10 protein-coding genes are annotated in these 16,748 nt (G+C 36.4%); 5 read left to right on the forward strand and 5 right to left on the reverse strand.

All coding sequences use genetic code 11. The features are described 5' to 3' along the window. Positions 1–274: 274 nt before the first annotated feature. Both dnaE and GXM16_RS00985 read left to right on the forward strand, forming a co-directional pair. Complete coding sequence (dnaE, locus tag GXM16_RS00980; protein WP_163391845.1) at positions 275–4,813, forward strand: DNA polymerase III subunit alpha; 4,539 nt, start codon at positions 275–277, stop codon at positions 4,811–4,813. A gap of 175 nt (positions 4,814–4,988) precedes the next feature. Continuing rightward, the gene (locus tag GXM16_RS00985; RefSeq protein ID WP_163391847.1) at positions 4,989–5,927 is read left to right on the forward strand and encodes an outer membrane beta-barrel protein; all 939 of its coding nucleotides are present in this window, start codon (positions 4,989–4,991) and stop codon (positions 5,925–5,927) included. Positions 5,928–6,099: 172 nt separating this feature from the next. Here the strand turns inward: GXM16_RS00985 and GXM16_RS00990 are convergent, their stop codons facing one another. From GXM16_RS00990 to GXM16_RS01005, 4 genes are all read right to left on the reverse strand, one after another. Continuing rightward, on the reverse strand, positions 6,100–7,089 hold the full coding sequence (locus GXM16_RS00990; protein WP_163391849.1) for a Gfo/Idh/MocA family protein: 990 nt from the start codon (positions 7,087–7,089) through the stop codon (positions 6,100–6,102). A gap of 117 nt (positions 7,090–7,206) precedes the next feature. Continuing rightward, complete coding sequence (locus GXM16_RS00995; protein WP_163391851.1) at positions 7,207–9,315, reverse strand: prolyl oligopeptidase family serine peptidase; 2,109 nt, start codon at positions 9,313–9,315, stop codon at positions 7,207–7,209. Positions 9,316–9,458: 143 nt separating this feature from the next. Beyond that, positions 9,459–11,666, reverse strand: a complete 2,208-nt coding sequence (locus tag GXM16_RS01000; RefSeq protein ID WP_163391852.1) for a TonB-dependent receptor — start codon at positions 11,664–11,666, stop codon at positions 9,459–9,461. 147 nt (positions 11,667–11,813) lie between these two features. Further along, the gene (locus GXM16_RS01005; protein ID WP_163391854.1) at positions 11,814–12,167 is read right to left on the reverse strand and encodes a hypothetical protein; all 354 of its coding nucleotides are present in this window, start codon (positions 12,165–12,167) and stop codon (positions 11,814–11,816) included. Positions 12,168–12,377: 210 nt separating this feature from the next. Here GXM16_RS01005 and GXM16_RS01010 point away from each other — a divergent pair, with 210 nt between their 5' ends. After that, positions 12,378–13,079, forward strand: a complete 702-nt coding sequence (locus tag GXM16_RS01010) for a porin family protein (protein ID WP_163391857.1) — start codon at positions 12,378–12,380, stop codon at positions 13,077–13,079. Here GXM16_RS01010 and GXM16_RS01015 read toward each other — a convergent pair. Beyond that, entirely contained in the window at positions 13,074–13,679 is a 606-nt protein-coding gene (locus GXM16_RS01015) for a hypothetical protein (RefSeq protein ID WP_229684172.1), read from the reverse strand. The genes GXM16_RS01010 and GXM16_RS01015 overlap by 6 nt on opposite strands. Before the next feature lie 132 nt (positions 13,680–13,811). Between GXM16_RS01015 and GXM16_RS01020 the strand changes: the two genes are divergently transcribed. Next, complete coding sequence (locus tag GXM16_RS01020; protein ID WP_163391859.1) at positions 13,812–16,280, forward strand: bifunctional UDP-N-acetylmuramoyl-tripeptide:D-alanyl-D-alanine ligase/alanine racemase; 2,469 nt, start codon at positions 13,812–13,814, stop codon at positions 16,278–16,280. 66 nt (positions 16,281–16,346) lie between these two features. Further along, positions 16,347–16,730, forward strand: coding sequence for a large-conductance mechanosensitive channel protein MscL (gene mscL / locus GXM16_RS01025; RefSeq protein ID WP_163391861.1), 384 nt, complete (start codon positions 16,347–16,349; stop codon positions 16,728–16,730). Positions 16,731–16,748: the final 18 nt, after the last annotated feature.

Here is a 16,748-nt window from a genome sequence, read left to right on the forward strand (position 1 = left end):
TATTTAATAATTATCTTAAATGTATTCAGTAAATCAAACTGCTGTGAGGTTTTGTCAAAATTAGATTATTAAAAGGCATAATCTAAATAATATTTTGTCAAAATAAGATACTTTGTTTAACAATTTTGAGTCATAATTTCTCTAAAAAAAGCGTAAATTTGACTTCCTTCCATTTTTCATATCGAATTTGTTTATGTTTCATGTTATCAAATGTTTACAATATTAAAGGCTTGGAATTTGGGACTTTAAAATTTGACTTTTTCTATAAAAATATATGTATTTAATATTCGATACCGAAACCACCGGATTACCAAAACGCTGGGATGCCCCGATTACCGATTCTGAAAACTGGCCCCGCTGTATCCAGATCGCATGGCAATTGCACGACGAAATGGGACAGCTGATCGAACATCAGGATTATTTGGTAAAACCAGAAGGATTTAATATTCCATATGATGCTGAACGTATTCATGGAATCTCGACTGAACTGGCTGAAGCCGACGGAATAACACTGGCCGAAGTTTTGGAGAAATTCAATATCGCTTTAAGCAAAACCAAATTTATCGTTGGTCAGAATTTAGGATTCGACGTTAATATTATGGGAGCCGAATTTCATAGAATGGGAGTAGAATCTCAAATGAGTTCGATGCCTGTTTTAGATACCTGTACGGAAGTTACCGCTTCATTATTACAGCTTCCCGGAGGTCGTGGAGGAAAATTCAAACTTCCAACTTTAACTGAGCTTCACGAATATTTATTTAATGTTCCTTTCGCGGAAGCGCACAACGCAACTGCCGACGTTGAGGCAACCACACGTTGTTTCCTGGAATTGGTAAGAAGAGAGGTTTTTACCAAAGAAGAACTTGATGTTCCGAAAGAATATTTTAAAGATTTTCAGGAAAGAAACCCGGAGCCGTTTAAGCTTATTGGTTTAAAACACATCAACTTAAAAGCGGCTTCTGATAAAATTAGAGAACAGCTTAAAGCTTTAGCCGGAGAAGGAAGGCAGGCTGTTGTTTCAGAAGAAGATAAAGCGGACTTTAAAGCAGCAAAATTTGCGCATTTACACAATCATACACAGTTTTCGGTTCTTCAATCTACAATTGGAATTGGAAATATCGTAGCGGCTACAGCCAAAAACGGAATGCCGGCCGTGGCAATGACCGATACCGGAAACATGATGGGGGCTTTCCACTTTGTGAGCGCTGTTATGAACCACAATAAAGGTGCTTCTGCAAAAAACAAAGCTTTGGTTGAAGCTGGTGAAGAACCTACTGAAACCGAAATAAAACCAATAGTTGGATGTGAATTTAATATCTGCGACAACCATTTAGATAAATCAAAAAAAGACAATGGTTACCAGGTTGTTTTATTAGCCAAAAATAAAGCCGGATATCATAATCTGGCCAAAATGGCTTCAATTGCTTATACGGACGGATTTTATTATGTTCCGAGGATTGACCGAGTTATTGTAGAACAGTACAAAGGTGATATCATGGTTTTGTCCGGGAATTTATATGGGGAAATTCCGAGCAAGATTCTGAATATCGGTGAAAACCAGGCCGAAGAAGCTTTAATTTGGTGGAAGGAACAATTTGGTGAAGATTTCTATCTGGAAATAATGCGTCACAATCAGGAAGATGAAAATCGTGTTAACAAAACCCTGATTGAATTCTCGCAAAAACACAATATCAAATTAATTGCAACTAACAATACCTATTATTTAAATAAAGAAGATGCCAATGCACACGATATTTTATTGTGTGTAAAAGACGGTGAAAAACAGGCAACACCAATTGGCCGTGGCCGTGGTTATCGTTACGGATTGCCGAATCAGGAATATTATTTCAAGTCGCAAGACGAGATGAAAAAGCTTTTTGCGGATTTGCCGGAAGCGATTATCAACATTCAGGAAATTATTGATAAAGTTGAAGGTTATTCATTGTATCGAGATGTATTGCTTCCGAAATTCGAAATTCCGGACGAATTTATGGTACCTGAAGATGAAGAAGATGGTGGTGTTCGTGGAGAAAATAAATACCTGCGTCATCTTACGATGGAAGGTGCTAAAAGAAGATACGGCGAGATTACTGAATCGATTCAGGAACGTTTGGATTTTGAATTAATGACGATTTCGAATTCAGGGTATCCGGGTTATTTCCTGATTGTACAGGATTTCATCGCCGAAGCCAGAAAAATGGATGTTTCGGTAGGTCCTGGTCGTGGTTCTGCAGCGGGTTCTGCCGTTGCATACTGCCTTGGAATTACGAATATTGACCCGATTAAATACGACTTGCTTTTTGAGCGTTTCTTAAATCCTGACCGTGTATCGATGCCCGATATTGATATCGACTTTGATGACGAGGGTCGTGGACGTGTAATGGAATACGTAATCAACAAATACGGCCAAAAACAGGTAGCGCAGATTATCACGTATGGTAAAATGGCCACCAAATCGGCGATTCGTGATACGGCACGTGTACTGGATTTACCTTTATTCGAAGCCGACAGGATTGCGAAACTGATTCCGGGAATGATGCCGTCAAAATGGAATCTGGCGCGTTTTATTTCAGAAAGTGAAGATGAGGTTAAAAAAGCCCTTCGTTCAGACGAATTTGACAATGTAAAAGAATTAATCGCGATTGCCAATGAAGGTGATTTGGCAGGAGAAACCATCCAGCAGGCAAAAATCCTTGAGGGATCGATGCGTAATACCGGAATTCACGCCTGCGGGGTAATCATTACTCCATCGGATATTACGAATTATGTTCCGGTTACGACTGCAAAAGATTCCGACTTATATGTAACACAGTTTGACAACTCGGTTGCTGAAAGTGCGGGACTTTTGAAAATGGACTTTTTGGGTCTGAAGACCCTTACGCTGATAAAAGATACCGTAAAACTGGTAAAATACAGAACCGGAAAAGATCTCGATCCCGATACTTTCCCAATTGATGATGAAGAAACGTATGCACTTTTCCAAAGAGGTGAAACCGTTGGAATCTTCCAGTACGAGTCTCCCGGGATGCAGAAATACATGAAAGATCTGAAGCCAACAGTTTTCGGGGATTTAATTGCGATGAATGCCTTGTATCGTCCGGGACCTTTGGAGTATATCCCTTCTTTCGTTCGAAGAAAAAATGGCGACGAGGAAATCAAATACGATTTAGATGCCTGTGCAGAATATTTATCAGAAACTTACGGAATTACCGTTTACCAGGAGCAGGTAATGCTTTTGTCTCAGTCTTTGGCAGGATTTACAAAGGGTGAGGCCGACGTATTGCGTAAAGCGATGGGTAAGAAACAAAAGGACGTACTGGATAAAATGAAACCAAAGTTTGTTGAGCAGGCAGCAGCAAAAGGCCACGATGCGAAAGTGCTGGAGAAAATCTGGAAAGACTGGGAAGCCTTTGCGAGTTACGCCTTCAACAAATCGCACTCGACCTGCTATGCCTGGATTGCCTATCAAACAGCATATTTGAAAGCACATTATCCTGCAGAATATATGGCAGCAGTACTTTCGAATAACATGAACGATATCAAACAGGTTTCCTTCTTCATGGAAGAATGCAAGCGTATGGGATTACAGGTTTTAGGACCTTGTGTCAATGAATCCTACTACAAATTTACCGTAAATGATGATTATGCGGTACGTTTCGGAATGGGGGCGATTAAAGGAGTAGGCTCAGGAGCGGTTGCTACCATTGTTGAAAGCAGAAAAGACGGTAGATATAAGTCGATTTTTGATCTGGCGAAGCGAATTGATTTACGTGCTGCCAATAAAAAAGCAATTGAGAATTTGGCGCTTGCAGGAGGATTTGATTCGTTTGAAGGAACGACCAGAGCACAATATTTCCACGACGATGGCGACGGAATTACGTTCTATGAAAAAGCGATGCGTTATGGAAATAAGTTTCAGGAAAATGAAAATTCATCACAAGTAAGTTTGTTTGGAGAAGCGAGCGAAGTACAAATTGCAGAACCTGTTGTGCCTCCGTGTGAAGACTGGAGCACTATGGAAAAACTGGCGAAAGAAAAAGAAGTTGTCGGGATTTACATTTCCGGACATCCTTTGGATGATTTTAGATTTGAGATGAAATACTTCTGCAATGCCCGACTGGAAGCATTAAAAAGTATGAATGAATACGTGGGTAAAAATCTAACCTTTGCCGGAATTATAAACAACGTGCAACATCGTGTGGCGAAAAACGGAAAAGGCTGGGCGGCTTTCAATTTAGAAGGTTATGATGAAAGTTATGAGTTTAAAATTTTTGGTGAAGAATATCTTAAGTTCCGTCATTTCCTGATTCAGAATAATTTTGCATTTCTAAAAATTCTAATAAAAGAAGGATGGGTAAATCACGAAACAGGTAAAAAAACCGATCCAAGGATGCAGTTTGTAGAAGTTAGACAGTTACAGGATGTTTTGGAAGCATTTGCTAAAAAATTGATTTTACTGTTAAACATAAAAGATTTGCAGACTGATTTTATTCATAGATTAAGTCAGTTATTCAATGCTTACAAAGGAGATAATTCCGTTACTTTTGAAATCATGGAATTAGAAAACGTAAAACGTCTGGTTGAGGTAGAGACAACAAGCGAATTCGAAGAAACAGAAGATGCTGTTTTTGAAGATGATAACGAAGATGCCGAAGTTGCACTTGAAAACACTAAAATAAAGGAAGTAACTGAAGTAGAAGAAATAAAAGTAGTGACAAAATTAACCATGCCAAGTCGCAGATTAAAAGTCAGAATTTCAAATGAATTATTACAGGAATTAGAAAAAATGCAGATAAATTTTAAACTCAATTAAAATTTAACAGTTAAAATTTAATCGATAATATATTTTTTAGGTTAAAATTATGCGCGCATAGTAATTTTGGATAATATTGGCTTTCAAATCAATAATAATCTTAGAGTGTGTGGGAATGCTGTAAAGAAAGAAAATTTAATTGTTATAATTTTGTAATAAATTAATAAACAAAACTATGAAAAAGCATTTATTTTTAATCGGATTGATGATTTGCTCCATGGCCACAATGGCGCAGTCAGAAGGTACAGATAAACCGGAAAGCTGGTATTTTAAATTAGGAGGGTCATACTTCATTCAGACTGCTGCAACGGAATTTCCCATTGTAAATGGTCAGGCACCTAATACGGATGTTTATGCAGCTAACGGAACTACATTAATTTCAAGAGAAACGAATCACGGTTCATTTGGAGAAGGTTTTCGTTCAGGATTGACTGCAGGTTATCGTATTTCAACGCGTTTAGGAGTTGAAATGGGGATTAACTATTATTCCAGTGCCGATAAATTGATGGTGGAAACTACCAATCGTTTAGTTCCTGGAACTACAAATGTTTTTGTGTCCGGAGATGCAGTAGGTAAAATCAGGGCTTGGGATTTATCACCTTCATTAGTTTTGTTTTTGGGGGAAACTAAAGGGTTTGAACCGTATACAAAAGTAGGTGTTATTGTCCCGGTACATGGAGATTTAACTATTGAAACGAATCGTGAGTATTATACTGCTGCAGGTGTAGTGGCAAAAACATATGCTGAAGATGTTGTAAAACCGAACCCAACTCTTGGTTTTATGGCTGCAATAGGAACTTCTTATAAATTAGGTAAAAAATTAGCTTTGTTTGCTGAAATTGAATACAGAAACTTTACTGTTCACGGTGATACTAAAGAAACTACCGTATTTACTGAAAACGGTGTAGATAAATTACATACAGCATCTACTTTTAGACCGGACTTTTCTTATTCTGCGATTCATACTAATTATGTAGATAAATTAACTACAACTTCTAATAGCAAAGTAACTAATGCAGCTGGTTTTGATGATACAAAAGCTACAGACGATATTAGCTCCTATGTGGGTATTTCTGGTGTAGGTTTGACTTTTGGATTAAGATATAGTCTGTAATTCGAAAGAAATTAATCTTAACGAAAGAGGATATTCATAACGAATATCCTCTTTTTTTGTTTTTTATGAAAACTGAAGCCCTAGCCCTGATAGCAGCGATATCCTTTTGTGCCGGGGTTCGGCATAAAAGATTTAGCGGACAGCAGGAAAAAGCTCCTGAATCTAATTGTAGTTATTTCGAATTTCTAAACTCTTTTAAAACTTCATCAATAACCCATGAAGTTCTGGCTCCTGAAGTTCCTTTTGATGGGGAGTTTCCATTTCCTAAAAGTTCTGCAACAACAGTTTCAATAAAGGGCTGCTGAATGTGTAGCGGGTTTTCGATTGTAATCGTTTCTTTGTCTCCATTTGCATATTCAACATGGATTGGATCTTCCCCAAAAGTTGAAAATGCTATTTTGCCTTTATCACCCACAATTTCAGTACTATCATAACGTTCGAAACTGGCGAAATTCCATATTCCCGTACCATGAATGCCGTTTTCAAATAAAAAAGACATCGAAACAGAATCTTCAGCAGGATACGCTTTTAACTGAGAAGTCGCATGTCCGCGAACGGATTTTATCGGACCTAAAACAAAATCCAGAAAGTCTAAAGTATGACAGGCCAGATCAACAAAAATTCCGCCTCCTGAAAGATGTGGTAAAACGGTCCAGGGAAGATTGATTTCGTCGTCATAACGTTCTTCAAAAGGATGGTATAAGACACAATTTACGTGGCGTATGTTTCCTAATTTTCCTTCGTCGATTAGTTCTTTAATTTTTAAAAATCGTGGCAGGCTCCTTCTGTAATAGGCTACAAATAACGGAACATTGTGTTCTTTGCAGACGCTGATCATTTCGTTGCATTCTGCAAATGTCAGTGCCATTGGTTTTTCAACATAAACCGGTTTTCCGGCTTTGGCGCACAAAATTGTATATTCTTTATGAGAGGATGGAGGCGTTGCGATATAAACGGCATCAACTTCCGGATCATTGATTAAATCAGCAGCATTTGAATACCATTTCGGGACATTGTGGCGTTTGGCGTAATCTTCGGCAAGGGCTGTATCACGGCGCATCACAGCGACTAAAGCTGAATTTGGTGCTTTTTGAAATGCCGGACCGCTTTTAACTTCGGTTACGTTTCCGCAGCCTATAATTCCCCATTTTATAATTTTCATTGTTTAAGTTTTTAGTTTCTCAAATTTAGCATAAAAGCTTTGTTTAAAAAAGTTAGCCACGAATTCACAAAAAATAATTCGTGAATTCGTGGCTGTTAAAATTTTAGTTTAAAGTTTTTACTTTTTTGGCAAAGCTTTAAAGCCCATATTGTAAAGCGTGAACGCCTGAATGTCTACATTTTCCTGAATCGTAGCTGCAACAGATTTTCCTGCTCCGTGACCCGCTTTTACATCAATACGAATCAATACCGGATTGTCACCAGTTTGCTTGTCCTGAAGTTCGGCAGCAAATTTAAAGCTGTGTGCCGGAACTACACGGTCGTCATGATCGCCTGTTGTAACCATAGTTGCGGGATACTGAACGCCTTTTTTAACATTTTGAACAGGTGAATAGCCTTTAAGGTATTCGAACATTTCTTTGCTGTCCTGAGCTGTTCCGTAATCGTAAGCCCAGCCAGCTCCAGCGGTAAAAGTATGGTAACGTAACATGTCCATAACACCAACAGCAGGCAGTGCTACTTTAAACAAATCAGGGCGTTGGGTCATAGCAGCACCAACCAATAAACCTCCATTAGAACCTCCACGAATGGCTAAGAAATTGGATGAGGTATATTTTTGAGCAATCAAATATTCAGCAGCGGCTATAAAATCATCAAATACATTTTGTTTTTGTAATTTGGTTCCTGCATCGTGCCATTTTTTTCCGTATTCACCGCCTCCTCTTAAATTGGCAACTGCATAAACGCCTCCATTTTCTAACCAGACTGCATTCGCAATGCTAAAAGCCGGAGTTAAGCTAATATTGAATCCGCCGTAACCGTAAAGGATTGTTGGGTTTTTACCATCTAGTTTGATTCCTTTTTTATAGGTAATAATCATTGGGATTTTGGTTCCGTCTTTTGACGTGTAGAAAACTTGCTTAGACTCATAATCCTCACTTTTAAAATCAACTTTTGGCTTTTGATAAATTTCAGATCTGCCTGATTTTGGTTCAAACGAAAAAATACTTCCCGGAGTGGTATAATTGGTAAAACTGTAGTACAACGTTTTTTCTTTTTTCTTTCCGCCAAAACCACTTGCAGTCCCTACAGCAGGAAGTTTGATTTCACGGACTAATTTTCCGTTGTAATCATATTGCAGAACCAATGAAACTGCGTCTTTGGTATAATTGGCAAAAAAGTAGCCAGCGCCCGTTGAAGGAGACAGAATATTTTGAGTTTCTTTAATAAAATCTTTCCAGTTTTCTGGTTTCGGATTACTTGCATCGACAGTAACTACACGTTTGTTTGGTGCATTTAAGTCGGTATCGATGAACAATTTACTTCCTTCGTTTTCGATGATATTGTTGTCGCTGTTAAAATTGTCAACAATTGTAATGATTGGGCTGTCTGGCTTAGTAAGGTCTTTAATGTACAATTCATTTCCGTAAGTGGAGTTGGCTGCTGTAATCACTAAATAATTATTGTCTTCAGTGACATAGCCACCAACATACCTTCTTTTTTGATCTGCTCCAAAAATGACCTTATCCTCTTTCTGTGAAGTTCCTAATTTGTGGAAGTACAATTTATGCTGATCTGTTTTGGCAGATAATTCACTTCCTTTAGGCTTGTCGTAACTGGAGTAATAAAAACCTTCATTTTCATACCAGGAGATGCCACTGAATTTTACATCTACAAGAGTATTTTCTAAAACTTTTTTAGAAACGGCATCAATAATAATTACTTTTCTCCAGTCGCTTCCGCCTTCAGAAATCGAGTAAGCGGCTTTTGATCCGTCTTTCGAAAAATCCAGTCCGCCAAGCGAAGTGGTTCCGTCTTTCGAAAATGTATTCGGGTCTAAAAAAACTTCTTCTTTGCCATTCTGGTCTTTTCTATAAACAACAGATTGATTCTGAAGTCCATTGTTTTTAAAATAGTAGGTAAATTTTCCTTCTGTAAAAGGAGCGCTTATTTTTTCATAATTCCAAAGTTTTTCCATTCTTGATTTCAATGCATCACGAAAAGGAATTTTATTTAAATAGCCGTATGTAACTTCATTTTGAACTTTTACCCAGGTACCGGTTTCATCAGATTTGTCATCTTCCAGCCAACGGTAAGGATCGGCTACTTTGGTGTCAAAATAAATATCAACAGTTTCACCTTTTTTAGTTTCCGGATAGTGAATTTTATTTTGCCCGAATGAAATCCCTGCGGTAATCATAGTCATTATAAAAATTGTTTTTTTCATGGTTTAATTTTGTGATTTGTAACAAAAGTATAAATTTTTGTTGCAAAATCGTTATTTCAAATGTTAAACCACATAATTTATATGAGTAAATGTAAGTAAAGAAAACTTAATCTATTGATAGAAATTATATGGTTTGTGAAATGTTATAAATTGAAGTTAACTCCCAGAACAATGTTTCTTCCAATATTCGGGATTCCGTCTGTTTTTAGTCTTGAAAGATGGGCTATGTATTTTTTATCTAACAAATTGTTTCCGTTAAGATTTACATCGAAAGCAGTTTTTCCAAGTTTTACTGTTCCGCCAAAGCCTAAATTGACCAAAGTATAGCCTTTTGAAGCACTTTCAAAACCACTCACATTCTTCTGATCAAAAGTCGAAGATACATTTAAAGAAGCATAACCTTCCTTGAACCAGTTTTTGATGTTGAATTCGGTTCTAAGGGTGTTGTTCCAATTGTTGGCCGGAATTAAGGGCAGGTAATCATCATTGTCTTTTTTGCCGGTTACGGTTTCAAAACTGGTTTCAAAATGCAGCCAGTCTAAAGGATGCGGGTGAAAATGCAGTCCGGCTTCACCACCAAATAATTTGGCATTATCCTGAACATAAGCAAAAACATCATTATTGTCTAAAACGTCTCCGGTTGGTGAAGTATAAATGTAATTGTTGACATGATTATAAAATCCGTTTACAAAGAATTCAAAATGCGAATTTTTATATTCCAGATTCAAATCGGTTTGAATGTTTTGTTCCGTTTTTAAATTACTGTTTCCAATTTCATAACGATTGGTGCCTTCGTGAACACCGTTTGAAGTCAGTTCGGCTAAATTTGGAGCCCTGAATCCGGTGGCAACATTTAATCGAAGAGTCAGTGGTTCCGCTAATTTAGTTTTATATCCCAAAGAAGCATTAAAACTGTCAAACGATCTGTCTAAAGCTTCGAAAGAACCTTCTTCACCTAAAATCCCATGGGCTTCAGAAGTAACATTTCGGTTGTCAAAACGTAATCCGGCTTGTAAAACGCTGTTATTCCATTCGTAATTGGCAGTTCCAAAAACTCCGAAATCATTCGTAGTGGCATTTGGAATCAAATATTCTTCTCCGGAATTTTTATTGGTCTGATGCATGCCCTGGATTCCTAAAATGGCTTCAATTTTACCAAATTTTGGAAAATGATATTTTGCATTGTAATTAAAAGTATTCAGTTTCATTCTTAGAGCAGCATCGTTGCTGTCTTCAAATTCGCTTCTGTCATTTGAAATGTAACCCAAATCGACATCTAGTTTAGAATTTTCAAAAAAGATGACATTGTTTAAACTAAATAAATGGTTGAAAATTCCCTGTCTTGGAAATTGTGTGTCTTTGCTTGAAGATTGCCCCGCGATTCCTTCTTCCGGAATTCCGATATCCAGTTTGTTGTAATTGTATCTTAAAACACTTGAAAAACTGGAGTTGCTGTAACCGATTCCGGTTTTAAAATCGGTTTCGTTATAACGTGAATTTGTAACACGATCGCCATCAGCAATTTTGTAATCAGAATGTGTGTTGAAACTTCCCCGAGCAAGAAATTTCCAGTTATCTGTAGAAGTTTTTAATCCGATGGATGAATTGCTTCCCTGCGTATTCGTAAAATATTTTTGACTGAAATTAGCTTTAAATGAACCGGCATCAGCAAATTTTTCAGGATTAAAGTATAAAACGCCTCCCAGGGCATCCGAGCCATACAATAAAGAAGCAGGGCCTTTGATTACCTCGACACTTTCAATTCCGGCATCATTTAAACCCAGGCCATGTTCGTCCCCAAACTGTTGGTTTTCGATACGGACACCCTGAGAATATACCAAAACACGATTGCCGCTAAGTCCGCGAATTACCGGTTTTCCAATCGAAGTTCCGGTAGAAATCTGTGAAACTCCCGGAATCGTAGCCAGACCTTCAATCAAAGTAGAAGTTCCTTTTTGCTGTAATGTTTTGATGCTTTCGTGATCAATTTTCATTACGTTTTGTGATTGCAGCTTATTGAAGGGAGTAGAAACCACTACTTCATCCATTTCCAGAATTGATTCTACGAGTGTAATATCTAATGTGTTTTCTTTTATTAGTTTGACGATGGTTTTGTTTTGATTCGAATATCCCACATAAGAAAAAGAAAGACGCAGGTTTCCGTTTGGAAGATTTTTTAATTCATATTTTCCGTTCTCGTCTGTTGTAGTTCCTTTGTGTAGTTCAGGAGCATAAACAGAAACACCTGTTAATGGCTGATTTTGATTATCGGTAACGGTTCCTGAAACCGAATTTTGAGCAGAGAGCATGCCCGAGAACCCTAAAATTAGGGCTACTATTATTTTTTTCATTTGAAAAGGATTGCTATAGTTAATTGGATTTTCTTTCAAATAGAATCAAAGCAAATGTGAAGTTTTACTGAATCTACAATGAAAATCAGCAAACTTAACTGAATTTTGAAGTCAATTAAAAGGGTTTTTGTTTCGGATAATCGAAACTTAAGAAATTATAGCTGATGGAGGCCCCCGAAGTGGATTTAAACTTTTTGAAAATGAAATGAAACTTTCAGAAATACCAAAGGAATAAGGGATTTCCTGATGATTACTGAAGAACTGAAATGAAATTTTTTCAGGGCCTATATAACTTCCAAAAGCAAAATGACATACAAAACAAGAATCATCGTTATGATGCTGATGTGTAATTTCACCATTTACATCATTATAATTATGATGACATTTTTTTTCTGAAAGCTGTTTAGAGATATGTTCATAACTGTGTACAGACTGAAAAAGTATGGAAAACAATACTATCAGAGCCAGGGAAATACTTGTTATGAGCTGCTTTTTCTTCATTATTAGACAAAGGTATAAAAGGTAGATATAAAAATATTTGATTTTAACGCTTTTTATTGAAAATAGTGCAACAGAATATTTTGATGAAGGGTGTAAACAGAATAATTATCATTGAAAATGTATCATGAACAATCATTATATTATATTTGTGTGTCAAATAAATAATCCTAAAAAGCGTTTATTTAAACTCATTATTAACCCAAACACACTATGCGATTATTTTTTAGTTGTTTATTTCTGATATCGTTTTTTAATATTTTTTCTCAGGAAGAAAAGCCTGAGATTAAACCTGTGGTTAAAATTGATTCTTTATACAGGGAAGATCAGTTTTATTTTTCTGTTGGTTATAATCTTTTTTCTCAGGCTCCCGACGGCCTTAAGCAGGATAAATTTTCTGCCGGGATTTCTGCCGGTTTTTTGCGGGATATGCCTATCAATAAAAACAGAACAGTTGCAGTTGCAGCAGGCCTTGGCCTTTCTTATAAAAATTATTTTCATAACCTCACGATTTCTAAAAATAATGATGGGGAATTAATTTATGGAGTAAACGACTATAATGAATTTGTTTCAAATAAATACAGGCAGTATTCGGTAGATCTTCCGATAGAATTTAGATGGAGAAATTCTACTTATGAAAGCCATAAATTCTGGAGAATTTATGCTGGTCTTAAATTTAGCTATGTTTTAGCCAGTAAATCTGTTGTAGATGACGGCGATAATACCTATATAGTACGCAATAATCCTGATATCAACAGGTTTCAGTATGGTGCTACTATTTCTGCAGGGTACAACACTTGGAATGCTTATTTTTATTATGGTCTGAATCCTTTGTTTAAAAATGTCTCAGATGTTTCGGGACAGGATATCAAAATGAGGACGATGAGTGTCGGTCTCATCTTTTATATTTTATAACCACAGATACAAAAACAAAAGCTGAGGAATAATTCCGACGAAAAGTCCTATTGTCAGTTCTTTAAAGGTATGAGCATTCATTTCCAGGCGTGATGATGCAACAATTCCGGTCAGTAAAATCAAAAAAGCAGGCCAATATGCATTATATAGCTGTAAATGCATGTTCAGTCCAATTACAAAAACGGCAAAACCACTGATTGCCATCATGTGCAGACTCGCTTTTACCTTAAAAATCGAATAAATTAAAGCAAAAATGGTACTGAATAATCCGCCCAGAAAGAAGAAATGCAATTCAGGATAACGGCTTATTACAATACTCCTTTTTACAAGCAGGATTAGTAAAAAACATAGTAATGTGAGCGGAACGATACGCTGAGATGTATCAGGTATCATTACCGATTTTACATTTCCGGTTGATTTTAGCAAGAAAAAAAACAGTATTGGAACAATAAAAGTAATTATCAGGATTTGGAATAAAACGAAATATTTTTCGTTAATACTAAAGACATCTCCCTTATAGTAAAGATAAAATAAGGCAGCATACATTGGTATAAAAATCGGATGTAAAACATAGGAGAATATCGGAAGTATTTTTTTCAAAACGCACAGATTTAAGGTCTTCAACAAATATAATTGAAATATAAATAGGTTTTTTTAAAGCCTTTATTTTTTAAGAAAATCACAACTCTTTTCGTGGTTTAATGTTTAAATTTGAAAAAAGAAACTTTCTAAATGAACGTAAATTTAAAAAGCCTTGTTCAGGTTCTTCATGCCGACTGGATTGGTACGGATGGACCTGTTTTAATTGAGCAGATTTCGATAGACAGCCGCTCTCTGCAAAATGGCCCACAGACTTTGTTTTTTGCATTATCAGGTGTAAACAATGATGCGCATACCTATATTTCAGAGTTGATAGAAAAAGGAGTGCGAAACTTTGTGGTGGAGTATATTCCTGAAAAGTACCATGGGAAAGCCAATTTTTTACTCGTACAATCTGCTTTGGATGCTTTACAGAAGTTTGCTGCCCATCACAGAAATCTATTTAATTTTCCTGTTGTTGGACTGACTGGCAGCAACGGAAAAACAATTGTAAAAGAATGGCTGAATTTTTTGCTGAGCCCTGATTATAATATTATCCGAAGCCCTAAAAGTTATAACTCACAGGTTGGGGTACCGTTATCTGTTGTGGCAATTAACGAAAAGCATAATCTGGGTATTTTTGAAGCCGGAATTTCGACAGTTAATGAAATGGAGAAACTCGAACAAATCATTAAACCAACCATAGGAATACTTACTAATATTGGGACAGCACACGATGAAGGGTTTTTAAATCTGGTACAAAAGATTGATGAAAAACTGCTGTTGTTTAAAGATTGTCCGGTAATTATTTACCAGAAAAATGAAATTGTCGACTCATGCCTGTCACAATTTGCAGCTGAATATATGCTGCACCCCCGAAAACTTTTTTCATGGAGTTATACTGATCCTACGGCTGATGTTTTTATTTTGAAAAGAGAAATTAAGGACGAAGTGACCTTAATTCAATACCAGTTTAAAAAAGAAAATCACGATTTAGAAATCCCCTTTAGCGATTCGGCTTCTGTAGAAAATGCAGTTTCCTGCTTACTAACGCTGCTTTATCTTGAATACGACGCTGAAACAATTCAAAACAGAATGCAGGGATTGTATCCGGTGGAAATGCGCCTGGAAGTCAAAAATGGGATTCATAACTGCAGTATTATTGATGATAGTTACAGTTCCGATTTTCAGTCCCTTAAAATAGCACTGGATTTTCTGGAAAGTCAAAAAAAGAACGCTTCCAAAACGGTTATTTTATCCGATATTTTTCAAAGCGGATTTTCAAATGAAGAATTATATTTTAAAGTAGCACAGTTAATCGCTGATAATAAAGTTAACCGTGTTATTGGGATTGGTTCAACGATTTCGTCATTCAAAAACAAGTTTTCGAATTGTCTAACCTATCAAAATACTGCCGGATTTATCAATGATTTTGAGAATCTGAATTTTGCCAACGAAACCATTTTAATAAAAGGAGCAAGGTCGTTTCAGTTTGAAGAGATCGTGTTTCTTCTGGAAGAGAAAACCCATGAAACCATTCTCGAAATCAATCTGAATTCCATTAGTCATAACTTAAATTTCTTTAAATCTAAATTAGCCAATAATGTTAAGATTATGGTGATGGTAAAAGCATTTGGATATGGAAACGGAGGATTGGAAATCGCCAAATTGCTCGAACATCATAAGGTAGATTATTTAGGTGTGGCTTTCGCTGATGAAGGAATTTCGCTGAAAAACGGGGGAATAAAATTACCCATCATGGTTTTAAACCCGGAATCGACCAGTTTTGCATCGATTATTCAGTATCAGTTAGAACCTGAAATTTATAGTTTAAAAGGGTTAAATGCTTTTCTGAAAATTGCTCGTGAAAAGAATTTAAAAGACTTTCCTATTCATATAAAACTCGATACCGGAATGCACCGTCTGGGTTTTGAAGAAAATACAATTGATGAATTGATTGAAACTTTAAAAGGAAATTCAACCGTTCGTATTCAGAGTATTTTATCACACATGGCGACCAGCGACGATATGAAACATTATGATTTTGCAATGTCTCAGATTCGATTGTTCGAAAAACTGTCTTCAAAACTAATGAATGAATTAAGTGTAAATCCAATTCGTCATATCCTGAATACTTCCGGAATCAGTAATTTTCCGGGTGCACAATATAATATGGTGCGTTTAGGAATTGGCCTTTACGGAGTTTCTAATGATGCTTCAGAACAAAAATATCTGGAAAATGTAGGAACTTTAAAATCTATTATTTCGCAGGTTCGAACGATCCCGGCCGGAGACAGCGTTGGTTATGGAAGAAGATTTATGGCTGTTAAGGAAACTAAAATTGCGACTATTCCCATTGGTTATGCTGACGGAATTTCGAGATTGTGGGGTAATGGCGTGGGTTATATTAGGATTAAAAATCAAAAAGCATCTATTGTTGGTAGTGTCTGTATGGATATGCTGATGGTTGATGTTAGCGGAATTGACTGCAAAGAAGGAGATTCTGTAATTATTTTTGGAGAAAGCCCTACTGTAACTGAGATCGCTGATGCTTTAAAAACCATTCCTTATGAAATTCTGACTAGTATTTCGCAACGTGTCAAAAGGGTATTTTTTAGGTAGTTTAAAGAAACTTTCAGGAAAATTACGTAATTTAGATACCTATTAATTACATAAAAAGAAACAATTATGGGATTCATTTCAGAATTTAAGGAATTTGCCATGAAAGGCAACGTAGTCGATTTGGCTGTCGGTGTTATTATTGGAGCTGCTTTTGGAAAAATTGTAAGCTCACTAATTGAAGATGTAATTACACCGTTAATATTGAAACCTGCTTTAGACGCGGCAAATTTATCAACCATAGAACAGTTAGTTGCTTTTGGTGGAGTAAAATACGGAATGTTTCTTTCTGCAGTAATTAACTTTATAATTGTCGCTTTCGTTTTGTTCTTAATCATTAAAGGGATAAACAATTTGAAAAAGAAGGAGGAGCCAACACCATCTTCTCCCGCTGGTCCAACTCAGGAAGAATTGCTTACCCAGATTAGAGATCTTTTGAAAAATAAACAATAATACAATATACCGCTACAC

Origin of the sequence: Flavobacterium limi (assembly GCF_010645075.1) — a bacterium.
GTDB classification, from domain to species: domain Bacteria; phylum Bacteroidota; class Bacteroidia; order Flavobacteriales; family Flavobacteriaceae; genus Flavobacterium; species Flavobacterium limi.

Excerpts from the sequence above, each read along its gene's own strand:
- dnaE (WP_163391845.1), top strand. The coding sequence starts at position 275 with ATGTATTTAATATTCGATACCGAAACCACCGGATTACCAAAACGCTGG.
- GXM16_RS00985 (WP_163391847.1), top strand. The coding sequence starts at position 4,989 with ATGAAAAAGCATTTATTTTTAATCGGATTGATGATTTGCTCCATGGCC.
- GXM16_RS00990 (WP_163391849.1), bottom strand. The coding sequence starts at position 7,089 with ATGAAAATTATAAAATGGGGAATTATAGGCTGCGGAAACGTAACCGAA.
- GXM16_RS00995 (WP_163391851.1), bottom strand. The coding sequence starts at position 9,315 with ATGAAAAAAACAATTTTTATAATGACTATGATTACCGCAGGGATTTCA.
- GXM16_RS01000 (WP_163391852.1), bottom strand. The coding sequence starts at position 11,666 with ATGAAAAAAATAATAGTAGCCCTAATTTTAGGGTTCTCGGGCATGCTC.
- GXM16_RS01005 (WP_163391854.1), bottom strand. The coding sequence starts at position 12,167 with ATGAAGAAAAAGCAGCTCATAACAAGTATTTCCCTGGCTCTGATAGTA.
- GXM16_RS01010 (WP_163391857.1), top strand. The coding sequence starts at position 12,378 with ATGCGATTATTTTTTAGTTGTTTATTTCTGATATCGTTTTTTAATATT.
- GXM16_RS01020 (WP_163391859.1), top strand. The coding sequence starts at position 13,812 with ATGAACGTAAATTTAAAAAGCCTTGTTCAGGTTCTTCATGCCGACTGG.
- mscL (WP_163391861.1), top strand. The coding sequence starts at position 16,347 with ATGGGATTCATTTCAGAATTTAAGGAATTTGCCATGAAAGGCAACGTA.